Annotated in this window: 13 protein-coding genes; 4 read left to right on the top strand and 9 right to left on the bottom strand. The window is 39.5% G+C overall.

Annotated features, from left to right (window positions below; translation table 11 throughout):
* Window positions 1–278 precede the first annotated feature (278 nt).
* Complete coding sequence (locus tag CU633_RS10495) at window positions 279–1,412, top strand: M24 family metallopeptidase (protein WP_101660180.1); 1,134 nt, start codon at window positions 279–281, stop codon at window positions 1,410–1,412.
* 118 nt (window positions 1,413–1,530) lie between these two features.
* Here the strand turns inward: CU633_RS10495 and CU633_RS10490 are convergent, their stop codons facing one another.
* The 8 genes from CU633_RS10490 to CU633_RS10455 all read right to left on the bottom strand — a co-directional run bounded on the left by CU633_RS10490 (window position 1,531) and on the right by CU633_RS10455 (window position 14,664).
* Window positions 1,531–2,595 carry a bifunctional transcriptional activator/DNA repair enzyme AdaA gene (locus CU633_RS10490; RefSeq protein WP_101660179.1) on the bottom strand — a complete coding sequence of 355 codons (1,065 nt, stop codon included), beginning with the start codon at window positions 2,593–2,595 and terminating at the stop codon, window positions 1,531–1,533.
* Window positions 2,596–2,858: 263 nt separating this feature from the next.
* The gene (locus CU633_RS10485) at window positions 2,859–4,577 is read right to left on the bottom strand and encodes a glycoside hydrolase family 13 protein (RefSeq protein WP_308314739.1); all 1,719 of its coding nucleotides are present in this window, start codon (window positions 4,575–4,577) and stop codon (window positions 2,859–2,861) included.
* On the bottom strand, window positions 4,553–6,889 hold the full coding sequence (locus CU633_RS10480; protein ID WP_101660178.1) for a glycoside hydrolase family 31 protein: 2,337 nt from the start codon (window positions 6,887–6,889) through the stop codon (window positions 4,553–4,555). The genes CU633_RS10485 and CU633_RS10480 overlap by 25 nt, the downstream gene beginning before the upstream one ends.
* Before the next feature lie 17 nt (window positions 6,890–6,906).
* Window positions 6,907–10,311 carry a glycoside hydrolase family 31 protein gene (locus tag CU633_RS10475; RefSeq protein ID WP_180954930.1) on the bottom strand — a complete coding sequence of 1,135 codons (3,405 nt, stop codon included), beginning with the start codon at window positions 10,309–10,311 and terminating at the stop codon, window positions 6,907–6,909.
* 70 nt (window positions 10,312–10,381) lie between these two features.
* The gene (locus CU633_RS10470; protein WP_101660176.1) at window positions 10,382–11,656 is read right to left on the bottom strand and encodes an ABC transporter substrate-binding protein; all 1,275 of its coding nucleotides are present in this window, start codon (window positions 11,654–11,656) and stop codon (window positions 10,382–10,384) included.
* 15 nt (window positions 11,657–11,671) lie between these two features.
* On the bottom strand, window positions 11,672–12,436 hold the full coding sequence (locus CU633_RS10465; protein WP_257958652.1) for a carbohydrate ABC transporter permease: 765 nt from the start codon (window positions 12,434–12,436) through the stop codon (window positions 11,672–11,674).
* Window positions 12,437–12,558: 122 nt separating this feature from the next.
* The gene (locus tag CU633_RS10460; protein WP_101660175.1) at window positions 12,559–13,434 is read right to left on the bottom strand and encodes a carbohydrate ABC transporter permease; all 876 of its coding nucleotides are present in this window, start codon (window positions 13,432–13,434) and stop codon (window positions 12,559–12,561) included.
* A gap of 9 nt (window positions 13,435–13,443) precedes the next feature.
* Window positions 13,444–14,664 carry an ROK family protein gene (locus tag CU633_RS10455; RefSeq protein WP_101660174.1) on the bottom strand — a complete coding sequence of 407 codons (1,221 nt, stop codon included), beginning with the start codon at window positions 14,662–14,664 and terminating at the stop codon, window positions 13,444–13,446.
* 208 nt (window positions 14,665–14,872) lie between these two features.
* Between CU633_RS10455 and CU633_RS10450 the strand changes: the two genes are divergently transcribed.
* On the top strand, window positions 14,873–15,274 hold the full coding sequence (locus CU633_RS10450; RefSeq protein WP_101660165.1) for a VOC family protein: 402 nt from the start codon (window positions 14,873–14,875) through the stop codon (window positions 15,272–15,274).
* A gap of 209 nt (window positions 15,275–15,483) precedes the next feature.
* Here CU633_RS10450 and CU633_RS10445 read toward each other — a convergent pair whose 3' ends face one another.
* Window positions 15,484–16,908: an MFS transporter gene (locus tag CU633_RS10445; RefSeq protein WP_180954929.1), complete on the bottom strand. Its 1,425-nt coding sequence runs from the start codon at window positions 16,906–16,908 to the stop codon at window positions 15,484–15,486.
* Between the two features lie 156 nt (window positions 16,909–17,064).
* Between CU633_RS10445 and CU633_RS10440 the strand changes: the two genes are divergently transcribed.
* Complete coding sequence (locus CU633_RS10440; protein ID WP_101660163.1) at window positions 17,065–18,219, top strand: MGDG synthase family glycosyltransferase; 1,155 nt, start codon at window positions 17,065–17,067, stop codon at window positions 18,217–18,219.
* Between the two features lie 685 nt (window positions 18,220–18,904).
* Window positions 18,905–19,843: an RNA polymerase sigma factor gene (locus tag CU633_RS10435; RefSeq protein ID WP_180954928.1), complete on the top strand. Its 939-nt coding sequence runs from the start codon at window positions 18,905–18,907 to the stop codon at window positions 19,841–19,843.
* Window positions 19,844–20,036 lie beyond the last annotated feature (193 nt).

Below are 20,036 nucleotides of genomic sequence, written 5' to 3'. Positions count from 1 at the left end.
CTTTTAGAGGCCCTTTGTTTGAGGTGAACTCACTGGTTTTTATAATGAGTACCCTCTTCCGCATTGTTTTTTTCCAATCATTGAAATGACTTCGGACATTTACAAAAAACAGGCTTAGGAGGACCCTCCCTTAAACCATAATAAAAACTGTAACTCTTGCAAGAGAGGGCAAATTTCCTCTTCTCTAAAAATTTTTTATGCTTCGGGAGTCTAAATATTTGTTTCATAATATTCAGAGAATATAATATATTTATAAACGAGAAAAAGGGGATATAAAAATGGATTCAAGCAAACGTATTGCAAAATTGCGGCAGCATATGGAAGAAAATCAACTAGAAGCTACTGTGATTATCAATTTTGAAAATCAATACTACATGAGTGGATTTAAAGCGATAACCTATTCACGTCCCATTTTACTCATTATTGATCAGCAACAGACAAGCCTGGTTGTCCCTGCCCTCGAAGAAAACCACGCAAGGGAAGAATCGAGCGCCGATCAGTTATTTGTATACTACGAACACCCTGAAAAAAGTTCGTATGGCATTTCTCACCTCGAGCATCTTAAAAAACTAGTATCCTCCTATCCTTCCGGTGCAAAAATTGGTATAGAATACCACTCACTTCCAGTGACAGTGGCCAATCTCCTCAAAGATAGCGGATTTGAACTAGCCGATATTGGTGGGAAAATTGCTGAAATGAGATACATTAAAGATCAGCAGGAAATCGATCTTATTATCGAATCCGGCCGGTTAGTGAGCCTTGCCCTTTCACATTCTTTGGAAAAAGTAAAACCTGGCATCACTGAAATGGAAATAGACCAGTTTGGGAACAAAGCCTTATTTGAAGAAACGTCGACAAAGCATCCAAATGCAACATTGGATTTCTTCGCCATGTCCCCTTCCGGGCTGCAACGAAGCGTGATGCCACACGTATTCTCGAACACAAGAAAACTTGAAGAAAATGATATAGTCGTACACAGCCGCCAGGTCGGCTTGAATGGATACCGGGCTGAATGTGAACGAACCTTCTTCCTTGGCCGGCCAACAGACAAACAAAAAGAGGCTTTCAAGGCTGCCTATGAAGCGCAGCTTGCCGCTTTAGAAGCGATCAAAGTCGGGATTACTGCAAAAGAAGTCGACAACGCTGCCCGGAACATATTCAGAAAAGCAGGTCTCGAACAATACAGCATCCATCGTACAGGCCACGGAATCGGAATTGGGTTACACGAAGAACCGTCGCTTCGCTTTGATAACAACTTAGTATTACAAGAAGGAATGATTTTCACAATTGAGCCAGGAATCTATATTCCTGAAGTGGGAGGATTCAGACATTCTGATACAGTGATACTATCTAAAGACGGGACAAAATTGATTACGGAGTATCCCAGGGAGTTGTCAGATTTAATTTTTTAAGGGAAGCTTTTTGGATTGTACCCACCTCTTTATTTAAACAGAAAAGCAGGAACCTATTTTGCGGTTCCTGTTTTTTATCCATCATTGAAACGCACTACATATGTTATCCGTTTTCAAGTTATTCTGGACTATTATGTTCTATTCGTACTTTGGCTTCATGGTTAATCAGCCATTTTTTGCGGGTCAGGCCACCCGCATAGCCACCCAGCTCTCCATTTGTATTAATGACGCGGTGACATGGAATTATGATGGCGAGTTGGTTTGCGCCATTTGCATTTGCGGCGGCCCGAAAAGCGGATGGCTTGCCAATTGCTGCAGCCAGGCCGGAATACGATACTGTTTGGCCGTAAGGAATCTTTCTCAATTCATCCCAAACCCGACGTTGAAAAGGCGACCCAAGAAAAAATAATGGTGTTTTGAACTCTGTTAGTTTACCGTCAAAATATTGATCCAGTTCTGTTTTGATCGAGCGAATCGGTTCTGTTTCTCCAGGAATAATCGCTGATTTTGTTTTATGCCTGAGACGTTCAACTTCCCGCTCCAAACCGCGGCGATCCACGAATTCCAAAAGATAAAGAGCTTCCTCGTCCGCGATGGCGATCATCGGCCCGAGCTTAGTATCCAGCCATGCCGCCTTTAAGATGTTACTCTGGCCGAGCATGGTAGGCGCTGCCCCCATAATACGTGAAAAGGCATCCCTAAATCCGCTGCTCGATTCATATCCGGTTGAAAGTTGTGCGTCGATCACAGCCTCGCCCTCCCTGATTTGTTTCATCGCCAGTCCCATCCGGCGTGCCCGTGCATATTCAACAAATGTCATCCCAAACCGCTTTTTGAACTGCCGGCGAGCTGTGGAAGCATCGACTGATAATTCCCGAAAATCTTGATCCTTCCATCGTTTTTCGGGATTTTTCTCAACCGCTTCTACCAGTTTTTGCACAAGCTCTGACACCTGGTTCGGATGAGATAGCGGCCGACAACGTTTACAGGGTCGATATGAAGCCAGCAGTGCTTGCTGGGCAGTTTCAAAAAATTCACAGTTCTCGAATTTCGGCTTTCTTGCAGGGCATGTCGGGCGGCAGAACACACCGGTAGTTTTGACTCCTACATAAAAGACACCTTCATATTCCGTGTTTTTCTCTATCAGGGCTTGATAATATTCTCTCTTATCTGCAGTGATCATGCTCGGCCTCCTTAACAAAAGTTACCTTATACTTATTATAATGTCTTAAAAGGAGATCCGCCGCCGAAATTCAGGCATTGATTTTTATATGGCTTGTTATGGTAATTATTTTTCAAAATACTCCAATACTACCTTTCCAATCATGCTTCCAGTCTCAACCAATGCATGGGCTTTTCTGATATTTTCCGCATTTATTGGAGATAGTTTTTTGTATAACACTTCAATGAATTACGCAGGTGAATGGCGGGAATTGCTTCGATAAGTTAATGATTTGTATAGAAAACTATACTTTCATATGGCCTTAACTTTATCGATGGATCGATCACTACAGAAGGATAATTTTGGACAATCACATCCGATTCAGCGATCTTTCTTGACAGATTTTCATCTTGAATCATCATATCGTGCTCACTAAAGTTGCACATCACCAGCAGTTGTTCGCGATTACTTCTTCTCTCATAAGCGAACAGCTGGGGATGATCTTTATAAAGTAAGTTAAAATCTCCAGTTGTAATTACATCTAACTTCTTCCTTAAAGAGATAAGACGTTGATAATGATAAAAAATAGACTCCTTATTCAATAGGGCTTCTTCGACATTGATTTCTATAAACCTTGGATTTACTTCTAACCAAGGACGTCCTTCGGTAAAACCCCCATGGATATTTTGATTCCACTGCATAGGTGTTCGTGCATTATCTCTCCCTTTTGCATATATGGATTTCATAATCTGTTCAACAGGCACACCCTGTTTTTGCTTTTCCCGATACATATTAATTGTTTCTACGTCCTTATACTGCTCGATCGATTGAAACTTCACATTGGTCATGCCTATTTCTTCTCCTTGATAAATGTAAGGAGTTCCCTGCATCATATGTAAGCAGGTAGCGAGCATCTTGGCCGATTCAACCCGGTATTTTGTATCATTGCCAAAGCGGGAGACTATCCTTGGCTGATCGTGGTTATTCCAGTATAAGCTGTTCCATCCTGTTCCATGTAATTGTGTTTGCCATTTCTCCAGATTTTCTTTTAACTCAACCAAATTTAATGGCTTAAGATCCCACTTTTCTGCAGGGCCATTATCCAAGTTCATATGCTCGAATGTAAAAATCATATTCACTTCTTTATTTTCCGGCTTAGTATAAATCACTGCATCACTGGTGTTTACTCCCGGCATTTCTCCAACCGTCAGAATATCATAGTGGGACAGGACCTCACGATTCATTTCCTGGAGGTATTCATGTATTTTTGGACCATTAACAAAGAAAGGTCCTCCATCACCATATAGTGCTCCATCCTTGACTTCCCCATCCGGCAGACCTGGAACTTTTGAAATAAAATTGATAACATCCATTCGAAAACCATCTATTCCTTTATCAAGCCAAAACTTCATCATTTTATAAATTTCATCTCTTAATGCCGGGTTTTCCCAGTTTAAATCAGGCTGTTTCTTTGAGAACAGATGCAAATAATATTCATTTGTATTTTCATCAAATTCCCAGGCAGGACCGCTAAAGATAGAACCCCAGTTATTTGGTTCTTTTCCGTTTTTCCCTGCTTTCCATATATAATAATCCCTGAAATGGCTGTCCTTTCCCTTCCTGGATTCTACAAACCATGAATGTTCGTCTGAAGTATGGTTGACCACAAGGTCCATAATGATTTTGAGATCCCGTTCATGGGCTGCTTCAAGAAGCCTGTCAAAATCCTCCATGGTTCCAAACTCGTTCATAATCTGATAGTAGTCACGAATGTCGTATCCATTATCATCGTTGGGAGAATCATAAATCGGGCTCAGCCAAATAACATCAATACCCAGTTGTTTCAAATAATCGAGTTTTTCGGTAATCCCCGGGATATCGCCTATACCATCTCCGTTGGAATCATAAAAACTCCTTGGATAAATTTGATAAACGACGCTTTTTTTCCACCACTCCTGATCATTCTTCGCCTGTTCCATTAACAACGTCTCTCTATTTTCCATTCCACTTTCTCCCTTGTGTCTGATAGATTTTCGATTTTTATATCTCCCGGGAATCCAAAAACCTGCACCTGCTCTATCCGGCTTTTCAATGAAGGATCTCCGTTAACCTTCACTTCGATTTTCAAACGGTCGCCTTCGATTTTTGTCTTGATATTCGTAATAGCATATATACCGTCACGATAACGAACTGACGCGCCATCATCTTCATATAAATCAAACACAGCTCCAGGTCCTGCGTAAACTTCCAAGTGTAAGGTTTGTTCTTCACTTGTGTTTTGAATATCCGATCCTATCGGAATGATGCTCCCTTCTTTAATAAAAATGGGCAGAACATCCAACTTTCCTTCAACCAAAATATGCTTACCGCCCCGGTACACTTCTTTAGTCCAATAATCATACCAATTCCCTTCTGGCAAATAAACTGACCGGTGTGTTACTCCAGGTCTTAATATAGGTGCAATCAATACCTGGCTTCCTAACATAAACTGGTCACTGCAATTAAAGGTGTTCTCATCTTCCGGATATTCCAATACAAGGGGGCGGACAATTGGAAGCCCGGTCCGCGCAGATTCATAAAACAAAGAATAGAGATATGGCAGCCATTTATATCGGAGCTGAATATACTTTTTGACGATTGCGCTTGTCGCTTCTCCAAACACCCATGGTTCCTGATGAATGCTACCCTGCACGCTATGATTCCTAAAATAAGGCATGAACGCTCCAACCTGGGTCCACCTTATTAACAGTTCGGGGGTGCAATCAGAAGAAAAGCCTCCCACATCCGTACCTGTAAAAGCCACTCCTGACATTCCCAGGTTCATAATCATGGGCAGAGACATTTCAAGATGCTCCCAGTGGCTTCGGTTATCTCCTGTCCATACTGCAGCATACCTTTGAATGCCTGCATAACCTGCCCTGGTCAGCACAAAAGTACGCTTATCAGGTAACAATTCGGCAAGCCCCTCCGCAGTGGCTTTACTCATAAACAAGCCATAGGTATTATGCATCTCAAGATGTGGTTTAATAACGCCGTCTACATCATGTACAACATCCAAATCCATCGTTTTACTTTCATTGAAAACTGACGGTTCGTTCATGTCGTTCCAGATTCCTTCTACACCTAAGTCCGTATAATATTTGTGCAAATTGCCCAACCAGCTTCTTACACTGGAGTTCATAAAATCAGGAAACGCACTGATTCCGGGCCAAACTTCCCCATAATATAATTGCCCGTCGAGGTACTTACAAAAATAACCTTTATTAACCCCTTCCTGATAAACAGGATATAAGACATCTTTTTTGACACCCGGGTCAACAATCGGCACTACCTTTATGCCTTCATCGGCCAATGATTTAATCAAATGACCGGGTTGCGGAAATTGGTTTTTATCAAACGTGAAAACACGGTATTCTTTCATATAATGAATGTCGAAAAAGATACAATCAAGTGGAATTCCTTCACTTTTAAAACGATTGACAACCTCCATTACCTCTTGTTCCGATTTATAGCTGTAGCGGGATTGGTGGTAGCCAATCGCCCATTTCGGAGGTAGGTTTATTTTTCCTGTAAGTTCAGTGTAGAGCCCCGTAATTTCCTTTAAATTCTCGCCGGCCAAAACATAAAAATCGATCTGTCCACCTGCTGCAGTTGCACTGTATTTATTGGAACAGGTCTGTGTATCAAATTCGGTTCTGAAAGTATTATCAAAAAAAAGACCATAAGACCGGTACTGGCTGTGAACGATAAAATAAGGTATGGACTGATAAAGTTCAACTGTATCTTTATTATGGGGTGCATAAACATCTGTATTCCACATAGACAATGTCGAACCCCTTTTATTTAAAAACCCGGTCTTTTCCCCAAACCCATAGAAAGCATCCTGTGGATCCATCTTGACATCAAAAGATACTTCCCCGTTATTTTTGTACAACGCAAATGGGGACTCTGATTTGAAAATTGCCTTCTTATGATTCAAGATCGTAATCGTGAATGGATTTTTTCCTATTTCAATTTCCACAAATTCATTTTTTACATGCAGACAGCCGGGAAGATCCTCAAAAGAAGCTCCAAGAGGCACTTCCGGCAAACATATGGCAATACTTGAGGACAGATTTACCTCCCCAAAGGGATTTACTATAATTCTCGGAATCTTTTTTTCAGCGAAGTAAATCAAAAACTCACCATGCTCAAGTTTTCCTGTTAATTTATTATTTTCCCAGCTATAAAACTTAACAGAACCAACAGTTCGTCTCGGTTCCCTATCTGCTTTTTCTTCTGAAGGCAGGATGGCAAAACTTGTTGTGTCTAACAAAGCAATTCCTCCCTTTTTTAGGTTAATTTCTCTCCGTTTATAAAGACCTTTTTCCCTTGAGGGTTTACTCCTTCAGGAATTTTCACATTGTATTGCAAAGCCGGGCCTTCAATTTTCACATTCCAGTGCTCCAATTCCTCTGTGATGCGAACATTCCACTGGTTATTTAAATGATCTGTGATGTTTTCAGATACACCGTTTTCTAAATAAAGGCGCAGGACCGGTTTAACATAACGGGAAATGTCATTGGACACCCATGATCCTAATTCAAGAGAATCATCTGCATTCAGCAAAATAACAGAACCGGATTTCACATAAACAGGAATATGCGTTAGCGGTGAATGAACATTTTGGAAAGCCGGGCCAATGATGCTTTCCCCGCTCCACAGGTCGAACCATTTACCTTTTGGAAAATAGACCATTCTTGAGGCAGCCCCTTCTTCAGTAACTGGCGCGACCATTAAGGACGACCCAAACAGGTACTGGTCAAACACTCCCTCTGCACGAGGATCTTCAGGATATTCCATAAACAAGGACCTCATCAATGGAATTCCCGATTCACTTGTCCTTTTTGCTTCATTCCATATATAAGGGAGCAGGTTCATCCGGACGTTCGCATAAAATCTGTATCCTTCCAGCGCCACACTCTGTTTAGTTCGTTCAGCGATATTCCACGGGGTGCGGTCCTGATTAAACTCCCCTTTACTTTCAGCATGGTACTGCATAATTGGGCAAAAAGCTGCCATTGCAGCAGAACGCACAAACAATTCTGCGGAAGGGATATCTCCATTGAAGCCAGCTAAATCCCACCCCCAGAACGGGATGCCTGACATACCCGATGATATACCGGCGGCAAGTGACCGCCTGAACGCTTCAAAAGTTGAACGCTCGTCACCTGCCCAATGTGCCGGGAAATTTTGCGCTCCCATGTAACCTGCACGGCTGAAGGTCATCGCATCCCCTTTCCTGTATGTGGTGGCAAACTCATAATATGCCTCAATATAGTCATTTGGATAAAGATTTCTCATCTCATCGCCCTTTTTACCGTCTGCAAAAATCAGATTCTCACCAAATACAAATTCCCCACCATCAGTTTTAAACCCATCCACTCCGATTTCCAGCAAATATTTTCGTTTATTAAACCACCATTCCTTGCCTTGCTCATTGGAAAAGTCCATAAGCAAGCTTTCCTTAAACCAGCCTTCAGGCATTCTGTATGGTGTTCCATCCGCCTTTTTCACAATGAAGCCTTTTTCGATCATGTAGCGCTCATCTATGTCCTTTTGTGGGTGAGTCTGCCGGTTTAAATATTTTTGGATTGGAATTTGCCACAGCAGCACTTTTAACCCGTTATCATGCAAGTAATCTATCAGCTCCCGGGGATTTGGCCAGCGTCCCCATTCAGGAAAATCCATTTCTTCATATGAATGACTTGCTTCTCCTGGTTTAACCTCATATTGAGCATCATTAAACATATAATACGTGGTCTCATCGCTCCACTGTTCTAAAACTAAAACGGTTGCCGGAATCTTATATTGATTGGTCTTTTCAACTTCTGCACGTACAACAGTATCCCGGTCCCAGTTATTACTCGACATCCACGGACCAAAGGACCATACAGGCGGCAAGACAGGCTTTCCTGTTTTAGAAGTAAAATCTTGAATTATTTCTTTTGGCGTTCCAAAAAAAGCTGAAAGTGATAATTTTTGTTCTTTTTCGGATAGGCGAGCCGTTATTGAAAGGGCATCCTTTAATGAATGTGCTAAATCAAACTTTGTATATCTGTTTGTATTGACTGCCAAGCCATAGCCTAAAGAACTCATGTAAAAAGGAACGGGCATATAAGTTCTTGTTCCTTGGTCCCGGTATTGGTTATATACATAACAATCGATGATATTTCCGCGCTGTTCCACTTCGTTATATCTCTCACCGAAACCATAAAACCGTTCATCTGCCGGTGTATTAAAATGAAGGGTTAAATCCCTTATCTTTAACTTTCCATCCGTTGTACAATCTATAAAGGAAAGAAAATCATGGGATTTTAGAATCGTCACATTTGATTTTTTGATTTCGACAGAAAAAGGGTTAGTTATAATATCCAATGTCAATTCGTTTGCGCGTGATCCTATTGAAACCTCCTTTGGATTATGCTCAACGTGATCACCTTCCTCTTTTATAACCCCATCAAAATGAAAGTAAAATTCATTTCCTATAAAACCGAGATTTAATTGAAGTGAGAAGCCCTCTTCATCACTGCATATTAATACCACCTCATTCTCTGATTTTTTATATAAAGTGATATTTTCCAAGCTACGGCGTTTTAAAAGCTCGAATGCAAAGGGTTCTGAATTGACTAATTTTTCCCCGCTTTTGTATGCTGTAAATTCATAAGTATACATTTTCTGTTCTTTCAGCGGCATAATCTGGCCGGCCCATACGGAAACATCTTTGTCTTGAATATATTTTTTATTCATTTCACTGCATTGGATAATTTCATCACCGTCAGACCTGACAGTTAACAAAATTTGATCCTCTTCCCCTGCGGGCCAAACCTGACAGGCTACTCTTGTCGGTTCATCGACAGCAGGATAGTGAGGATTCCTTTCTGTCAACTGAGGTTCGTATATATTTTCGTTGCCGTAAGGCTTATGTATTATTTGCAGCTCTCTAAAAGTATCTGCTTGATAGTACTTGATAATCTCTATTAGCACTTCTCCTAGTGAACATGCTTGTTTAGTTTGGAGTTTCCGTGCCATTTCTAAATAGGTATTTGCCTTATCAAGATTGCCTTTTTCCAAAAAATATAAAGACAGCCAGGCTGTTGCAGCAGAAGATTCTCTATTTTGGCCGGATGCCTCAAAGACCCCTTTTTTTGTAGTTAACTGCTTTTCAATCTGTGCTACCGATTCAACCACGATTAAATCCTCTGGAGAAAATAGTCCGTATGGAAGAACAGCAGCCTGGATATCAGGGGAAACTTCTCTGTCTTCTAATGCATTTAGTAACATTCCACCCGATAGAAGGGAATCAAACACAAAATCTCTTATTTCTGTAATTGTTTTTTGAAGAGCGTATTGGTTTGAATTGTTCTTCGTTTCAAGTAAAGCAGCATGAACCATTCCAATATTGGAAACGTGGATATCTATCCTGCCGTCGTTCCAAACTCGATCAAAAGGATTCTTCCAGTTCTCGACAAGAAAAGTCACATAGGGATCAATCTGTAAACTTCTTAAATTTGCACTCTCCTTGTCTTTTTTCAGATGGTTCTGCAAATTCCAGAGCCATGTGGCGACCAAGTAAATGCTATCTCTATCGAGAACTGGCATATGATTCAGGAGTAGTCTTTCTGAAGCTGAATAATCGTTATTTAGTTGGGCTAAGTGGACTTTTAACATAGTACTGTAGTAAGATCTGTCATCCATCATTCTCTCCCCTTCTATATGGATTGAAAAGGATATGAGTTCAAACACCCATATCCCTCTGCAATTTTCTTTATTTTAATTTCTCTAATTCTTCCTGCATTACTTTTAATGCATCTTCAGGAGTTTGTTTACCATTAACAACATTCTCCAATTCCATGTTGATCAAGTCACTCATCTTGCTCCAGTCTTCGATGACAGGAGGCAAAACAAGCGTATCCAACGCCTCAAAAACAACTTCCCTGCTCTCTGGAGGAGTTTGTTCGAGGTAAGGCTTCAAGATCGCTTCATCTGTAATGGCTGGTAATTCCCAAGAGCTTGCAATACGGATTTTTGCAGCTTCCTCGCTGGCACTCATAAAACGGGCAAACTTATAAGCTGCATTTTGAGATTCTGAATCCTTTGAAACGGCTAAACCATTTGCAAAGAAATGATGGGCTTTTTCTGTATTTCCGGCTTCAAGCGCAATATCCCACTTAAACGGTACATCTTTGAAAGAATCCAGCATCCAAATACCTGTATGCAAGATACCAATCTGTCCATTTTTAAATAGATCTTCAGGAGATTGACCAGAAAGGTCAGCCTTTGATGGGTTCACTTTGTGTTTATTCACTTTATCTACCATATATTTAAGTGCCTCAGCGTTCTCAGGACTATTAATCGTCACTTTTGATTTATCTTCATTAAAGACAGAACCACCGTTTTGTGCGATAACCTTATAGAATTCATGGAATGAGATTGGTGCATATGTGCCCCAAATGTTTTCTGAGGTGTTGGTGATCTTTTCAGCAGCTGCTAACTCATCCTGCCACTTCCAGTCAGCTGCAGGATATTCCACTCCTGCTTTATCGAACAAGTCTTTATTATAGAAGGTCACCACATTAGAAAAACTTTCAACCATCCCATATTGTTTGCCTTCATATTGATAAGCTTTGTACGCTTCTTCATTAAGTTTTGACGGGTCGAAATCTTTGTCTTCTTTAATAAAATCGGATAGATCAGCAAGGGCTCCCTTTGAGGCATAGCTAACAAAGTTCTCATAGTTCAGTTCAAACACATCTGGCGCGTTTCCGCCTGCGATCATCGTTTGCAGCTTCGTAAAATAATCATCATAAGGAGCAATTTCATAATCAACTTTTATATTTGGGTTTTGCTCCTCAAATGCACTAATCATTTCTTTTAAATCATCTTCATGATCCGTTCCCGGTGAAAAAGTAAAGTAATTAATCGTTACTTTTTCGTCTTTATTATTTGCGGAGCTTTTGTCAGAATCTGAACAACCTGCTAAAGCAATAATGGAAAGCATAACAATTAACAAAATTGCTGAATATATTTTTTTCTGAAACATGTCGATTCCCCCTTATTATTCTTTCATTCCACTCATTGTCATTCCTTGAATAAAATACTTTTGGGCAAAAAGATACACGGCAAGTATCGGTAATACACTAATGACTACGCCTGCCATCATTAAGTTCCAATCAGTCTCCCACCTCCCTTGCAGAAGGGATAAACCTAGCGGCAATGTTGCAATGCTTTTATCATTTATTACAATAAGTGGCCAGAGATAATTGTTCCAGGATTGCATAAATGAAAAGATTCCTAACGTCGCCAGTGTCGGTTTCGATAAAGGCAATATGACCCGCCAAAAAACAGAGAAATGGTTTGCTCCATCCATAAAGGCTGCCTCTTCGAGTTCTCTTGGGATCGATAAAAATGCTTGTCTTAACAAGAACGTTCCAAACACACTAAATAATCCCGGGATGATTAATGCTTGGTATGTATCGAGCCAACCGAAATTTTTCATTAGTATAAATTGAGGTATCATGGTCACCTGTGAAGGAACCATCATAGTAGCCAAATATAGCAGGAAAAGTTTATCTCTGCCCCAAAAATTCATTCTCGCAAAAGCATATGCGGCCATGGAACACAATAATAATTGGCCTAATGTCGTCAAAACGGCCACTATCAGTGAATTAGCCAAAAACTGGAGCATCGGGAATGCGACTGTCACTTCTTGATAGTTTTGAAAGGTTGCATTTTTGGGGATAAATTCCGGTGGAAATACCATGGTTGCTCCCTGATTCTTTAACGAAGTTGAAACCATCCACAGAAAAGGAAGCAGCATCATAATCGCACCCGAAATCAAAGCAAAATATAATAAAACTTTTTTGCTGATTTTTAAGATATTAGAAGTTTGATATTCTTTCTGGAGAATAGCTGTATTTTTTGTAACCGTATTCATTTCCATCTTTAGTTTGCCCACCTTTTCTGGAGCTTCATCTGTATTAATGTAATAACAAATATGACAATGAACAGAATCCATGACATAGCAGATGCGTATCCCATTTCGAAGTAACGAAAAGCATGATTATAAATATTTTGGACTAACACATTGGTAGCTCCGCCGGGGCCGCCTTCAGTCATGATCATGACCTGATCAAAGACTTGAAATGAATTAATTAAAGAGATAATTGTTACAAAAAAGGTCGTAGGTGTTAATAGGGGCAGGGTGATATTCCAGAATTTTTTCCATGGATTTGCCCCATCGATGTCGGCCGCTTCATAGTAGGAAGAAGAAATATTCTGCAAGCCTCCCAGGAAAAGCACCATCACAAATCCGATATCTTTCCAGACACTTGTAATAATGATCGCCGGCATTGCTAAATGTTCATCCTGCAGCCAAATCAATCCATCAATGCCAACAAAGGATAAAAGATAGTTAATAAGGCCATAGCTCGGATTGAATAGCCATTTCCAAACAAGAGAAACAGCAACCCATGAAGTAACCACAGGTAAAAAGTACGCTGCACGAAAAAAGGCCCTTAATTTTATTTTCTTGTTTAGCAAAAGCGCACAAGCCAAGCCAAATATCATAACTAAGGGCAAATAACCGGCAATGAAAAACAAAGTATGGCCAAAGGCAGCCCAAAATTCACTATCCGTCAGAAGTTGTTTATAATTTTCAAACCCGATAAACTCCATTGTTGAAATTAAGTCCCAATTGGTAAAACTTATCGTAAACGACGTTAGTAAAGGGAAAACAATGAAGGTTAAAAATCCGATTAGATTAGGAAAAAGAAACACAAATACCCAGAACGCTGTTTTTCTTTTTGACATTCCAACCATGTTCTCACCTCAGTTTAGTAAGGATTTAGATTCTTCATAAATAGGGGCCTGAAACAAATGGTTAATTGCCAGCAAGGAAGCCCCTTTTAACCATGAATCATCTCCCAGTTGGGTAGGTATTATTTCTGTTTGAATATTTGCGGCGGAGAAAAAATTAACTTTTGCTATGTTAATAGCTGCCTCAATAAATGATTCTTTATATTTCATTCCTTCCCCTATTAACAAAATCTTGTGGGGATTTAAGCTATTAATGGCATTCAAAATTCCATAACCAAGATTTTCTCCAAAGGAATCCATTAACTCCAAGGCAAGCCGGTCACCCTTGACAGCAGCAGCGTGCACATCTTCAAACGTGAAATCATTAATCATTGTATCCGGGTATTTCTCTCTTAGCTCTTCTCCCTGGTTGGAAAGAAAAAATTCGGAGGCGTACATTTCAAGACACCCCCGCTGGCCGCAATGACATGGAAACCCACCAATTTTGAGAACAGTATGGCCGAATTCTCCAGCTCCACCAAACTCTCCATAATAAATCTTCTTATCTACTACCAAGGCCATTCCTAATCCTGCTCCTACTGAAATGCAAACAAAATTGGCTAAATCTTTCCCCTCTCCAGACCAAAGTTCCGCCATAGCGTATGCGTTTACATTTTTATCAATAAAAACGGGAATATTGTTTACACGTTCGCTTATCCATTGGCAAATCGGGATATTTTCCCATCCAAGCATTGAGGAACGGACAATTGTTCCTTCCTGGCGGTTTATTAGTCCAGACGCCGCGATGCCGATTCCCATCAGCTGCTCCTGCTCAATATTAGATTTCTGAAGGATTTCAGTTATTTCATGAGCAATTAACGAAACAATATTTTGAATATCATCCGATTTATCGAATTTCTTCTCCACCAGCTCTAAAATATCAGCATTTAAATTTGTGAGAGCAAACAATATTCTTTTTTCCTCGATTTTCAAGCCAACCGTGTAGCCATAATCCGCATTAAATTCCAATAAAACAGGCCTTCTGCCGCCAGTCGAAGTTGCTACTCCAACTTCCCTAACCAAATTGATGCCTAGAAGTTCATCGACAATATAGGTTACAGTCGATAAGCTCATTTCCGTGATTTTTGAAATATCAGACCTGCTAATTTTGCCAGAGTCCCTGATCAAGTTGATAACGATTGACCTGTTTATTTCTTTAATTAAATCTTTACTTCCTTTTCTGAGACCATTCATATTACTCATCCTTAGTTTTTTCTAATTGTAGATTAACTTACTTTCTTCAATGAAGCAAGTAAGTTTTTAAAAAATTTTCGATGATTTCGTTAAATCCATAGCTTATTGTTAGGAAACAACAATTTCTTTCGTCTGAATGTTTTAAAAAGCAGGATTTCACCTGGTCAGCAATGAACTAATTAATGAACTAAATTCCAGGGAGGTAACTATGTCTAATTTTATTTCTCATATCGCAACGATTGAAATTCCTGTATCGAGCTTGGAACAATCCGTTGATTTTTATGTTGATATCCTCGGTGTAGAGATTCACTTTAAAGGTGAAGAGAATGCAATGCTTAGTTTTCATTCAAAAGGAGTGCCTACTATTTTCCTGGTTGAAACCGAAGAAAAAAGCAACCTATCTTTTAAAAATACTTATAACAATGTAATACACAGTGTAATCGACTTTTATACTCCGTCTTTAAAAGAGTTTTATGATTGGCTAAAGGAAAAAAACGTTGAAGTCGGAACTCTTAATATCAATAATGAAAATGGCTTGGGCGGCTTCGGATTTAAAGACCCGGATGGCAATTTGCTGAGCGCCACTAACATTCTTCATCCTGGTCAATAACGAGTCTTTTTCTAATAATAGGTCGGAATTTTTTAACAGTGGATATATCGGAACAACTCAATCATGACCTGTAAACCTGGTTAGTGATTTTACTAACCAGGTTATTTTTTATTAAAAAAAGAAAAAGCCGCCTGAATTTGGCAGCTGGAATTGCATTTCCGAAACTCATTGCAGCCCTTCTTTACCAAATTCAGCTTCGACTGCTATTGTTACCGAATTTCATTATAATAACGACGTCTCTGATGTTCCGATCTTTCCTTCAATGTTTCTTTAACTTTGTTTATATCCGTAACATTTTTTTTCGCCATTTTTATATAGCATATTGCCGAGGGAATAAGGAAAATTTGCAGTATCGACAAGGTAATGATATAGCTATACGGTTCCTGGAAGCGAATTGAGATGATGCCAAGCACAATCCCAACTCCTACGTTTCCGATGGTTCTTCCAAAACTATTAAAAAGGTTGGCGACACTGAAGGCTGTCCCCCTGTGCTCGGGAAGATTCACATCTGTTATGAGTGCCAGCCAGTTTGGTGTGTTGGCAGATTGAGCAGCAGAAGCTAAAAATGATAATACAAACAATAAAGCCAGCCATGGATTGATAAATATTTGCTTGATGATGCTGATCAAAATAAATATAGCATTGTTGTCACCAGGCAAAGACAGGTCATTCATTGGAACTGTAAACATGAGTATATACAGCGGCATCGTAAGAAATACGAAGAACGCGGTTAAATAAGCTCGTCCCTTAAAGGTTCTCTTTTGAAGTTTATCACCCAGATGTCCTAAATAAATGGACATCATCCCGCCAAGCTGAAATATAGCATAAAGATAACCCGAGGCAATCACTGCTGTTTCCATGCTGTAGCCTTGCTGGATGATTTTAAAAATAAACAAGGTTGGAATCCAGATAAGACTTCCTGTCGCAATATTCATAAAGAAGGCCTGCAAAAACAGAAACACATTACTGCCCTTTAAGAGAATTCCCAGTATATGCTTTGCTTCAATAAAGTAGTTGTAGGATTGTCCACTTTTAATGAAGCCTTTCAGCTCAGGATCTGATTCACCTCTGGATGGTTCTTTAACAAACAAGTATAGGATAATCAGAAAAAAGCCGATAAAGCCTACTAATTCAAAAGGCCATCTCCAATTGGTGTTTGTTGCGGTTAAAGAAGCTAAAAGTGCTCCTGCAATTCCGCCCAAGCCTTGCGCCATTCCCCAGAGGCTCAATACCATACCGCGTTTTCGATAAGGGATATAATCCGTCAATACGCTGAACCCAATGGATGCTATGCATCCTAAACCTATTCCCGTCAAGATCTGAAATATTAGTAGTTGCACATAACTTGTGCTTATCGAGGTCAGGAATACTGATAAGACCCAAATTAACGTGCCGATAATAATAAGTTTTTTTCGATTAAATTTTCCTGAAAGATATCCCCAGTAAACAGAGGAAATCGCTGTTACTAAAATATTAATAGCTGAAACAATACCCAAACTGGCTATAGGCACATTTAAATCATCAGCTATATATTGAAACAGAGGCGGAAATAACCCAATAATGATGTGATCAAAGGCAGCCAATGCGATAAAAACAGATATAGAATAAATTATTTTCATATTAGTATTTTTCAAAATATTTTTAAAACTCCTTTATATATGTGTTAAGATGTATGTCATGAATACATACCAAAATATTAATATTGTATTAAGAATTTATGTAACTGAGCATCAAACTATTTTTATTTTGTTATAATCTTATTATACGTCTTTTATGAGAGGCTTGGTAAAATGAGCAAAAAAATACTCATCATTTCATCTGATAATACAGGTCATGGACATAAAAGCATAACAGAATCTCTGTTTGAAAAAATTGGAACTGATGATGACGTCAAAATCCATGTAGTAGATGGATTTTCGCTTGGCGGACAGCTGCTGCAAAATATCGGTAAATCATACGGGCCCTTAACGAGAAATGCAGAGAACTTATGGAAGCTGGTATGGAATTTATCTGCTATGACCCCATCGTTAATTAATGGCCTGATAGAATTACAGATTAGAGATAACTTTTTAACATTATTGGATGAAGTACAACCAGATTTAATTTTATCAGTCCACCCTAATTTTAACGGTTCAGTTCTAAATATATTAGAAAAACAACATCTTAAAATACCTTTTATTATCCTAATTGCCGATCTTGTAAACATTTACCCGCTTTGGGCAGATAAACGCGCTGATTATATTATAAGCCCAACTGTTGAAGCACGGGATAAGTGTATTGAATATGGCATTCCAGTTGAGAACATAAAAGTACTGGGATTCCCTGTACGTTCGAGGTTTTTTAGAAAAGGAATACATAAAAAAATCAGTTATAAAGAAAGCGCACCTTTAAAATGCTTGATCATGAGCGGTGGCGAAGGTGTAGGAAACATGAAGAAAATCGCGGAAAATCTGCTTGATCATTTTGATTGCACAGTGAAAATTGTTGCAGGGAGAAACGAAAAACTAAAAGCAAAGCTGGAGCAATCTCTTAAGGAGAAATATAGAGATAAAGTCGAGATTTACGGCTTCACAAAAAACATTCAAGATCTCATGTTTGCTTCGGATATCGCCTTTACGAGAGGCAGTCCCAATGTGATGTTCGAGGCCATCGCTTCCAACACGCCGTTAGTCATCACCGGTGCATTGCCTGGCCAGGAAGAAGACAATCCTGCATTTGCGGAGAAATTAAATTTGGGAGTAGTATGCAAGAATCCAGAGGACATTAAAAAGACAATAACCGAATTGCTCGCAAATGATGGCGAAAAAATAAATAGCATTATAAAAAGCCAAAGAAAATTTATAAATGCACATGCAGCCGAGGATATTTTGGAGTTTATCTTAAAGGTTGACGATCATTATTTTGAAGCGGAGACAGAACTTTCTTATTATCAGGAATACTTGTAAATTCACAGTGTCAGTTAACAACCAAAAAGCAATGTGCAAGTGCTTTGGCTAGCTCCACAAAATGATTGGCGAGTGGAGCTAGCCAAAGTTGCTTATCAATTATTGGAAACTACCATCATCACTCCATTACCGGACATTAACGTGAGAGTTAATCTCTGATAATTTTAGTGGTTTTTACCCGTACATAGTTAATAATCATGAAGATATGCCTATTAAACAGATCTGTTTTACTAATGTGATATTAAAATCACAACCCATTTCCTCGGCACTAAGCTGAGTTCAGTTTTGCAAATTTTCATCTTACTCTTTTTAGTGAACGAACAAAAGAACAACTTCTGAGCAGAAAATTCCTCCCCCAGCAGACATACCACGACCATTCCATATGCACCTGTAACCAGTGAGCCGCCCCAATAAAACAGTTTAGTATTCAAATCGGTAATTACGTTATAAGAAGACCTCACGTGTAAACAAGTCAGTTTAACAAAGAAAGAAGGAGCCATTTATCAAGAACTATTTTTGACAAAATGGATGTTTTTTTCATCTGATCTTTATTTAATCTGTAAAAGAACTGCCTTTATCTTAATTGAACATTTGAATAATGATAAAAAATTTTTGCAAGCCAGCGTATCTTTTTTATAAAAATTCACGTTCTTATGGTTGTACAAAAAATTATGGAGGTATCTGTATGACAACGGATATGAAAGATCTCGGCAACCCGCTCAGGGATATTAAAAGCACGTTTGATGAATTTATCATTCCGCACAGACCTGTTTTATGGAAATATTGTTTCCATATAACCGGTTCTCCCTGGGATGCGGAGGATTTGGTCCAGGATACATTGCTCAGGGCATTTTCATCCCTGAGCCAAATATGGCAGCCCATTAACCCAAAAGGGTTTCTTTTTCGCATCGCCTCGAACATTTGGATTGACCAATGCCGTAAGAAGAAGTTGCTAACTGATTCGATTGAGATTGTCGGGGAGCAAGCTTTGCAGGACGAAGACTTTTCATTTGAGGTATATGGAGCGATTGAGGAACTGGTGCTGCATTTACCACCTCGGCAAAGAGCCGTGATATTATTGGTTGATGTCTTTCAGTTTAAAGCACAAGAAGCTGGAGAGATGATCGGCTGTACGGAAGGAGCTGTTAAGGCGCTGCTGAACCGGGCGAGAGTCAGAATAAAACAGTTGAAAGCCCAGGAGAAAGGGACTGAAGAAAAACAAGTAATAACGAATAAACAAAAAGAGATTATCAATTCCTATATTGAGTCATTTAACCGCAGAGATCCGGACGGCATCGCCAGATTATTAGACACTCATGTAAGCAATGACATTGTGCATATTGCACAGGAGTATGGCAAAGAAACTGTCTGTAAATATTCACTTGCCGATTGGGCCAAGGACCCTGTTAATATGAAAGCAGAGCTGCATCTTTTATGGGGGCGTTATACCATTGTTCAAATCGCCAGGTTGGAAGATTCACTTGCTGTTTATGATCTAAATTTGCTGCAAGTGGAAAGCGACAAAATTGTTGACATTAAGGATTATTATTTCTGTCCGGAAATGCTTGAAGCTGCAGCAAAAGAATTAAATATGAAGGCTTTCCCACGAAAGTATGTGCTTTAGTTCTTTGGTGAGAAGAATGAACAAATAAGATTGTATATCAAATCGAACAAGGGCAATTCCTCTGCTGAAGGTTGGGAAGATGGTCGTAAAAGCAGGCGTCTATGAGGTTCCTGCTTCTTCTTTTTGTTCCGACATAATAAGTTTCATTCCTTTCGCTGTGCTCAAGGCACAAAAATTTAATGAAAGTACTCTC

This window comes from Bacillus sp. V3-13, from assembly GCF_002860165.1.
Lineage (GTDB): Bacteria > Bacillota > Bacilli > Bacillales > Cytobacillaceae > Bacillus_BJ.
The sequence above is the reverse complement of the archived record's forward strand: the minus strand, read 5'-3'. Positions and strand labels throughout refer to the sequence as shown.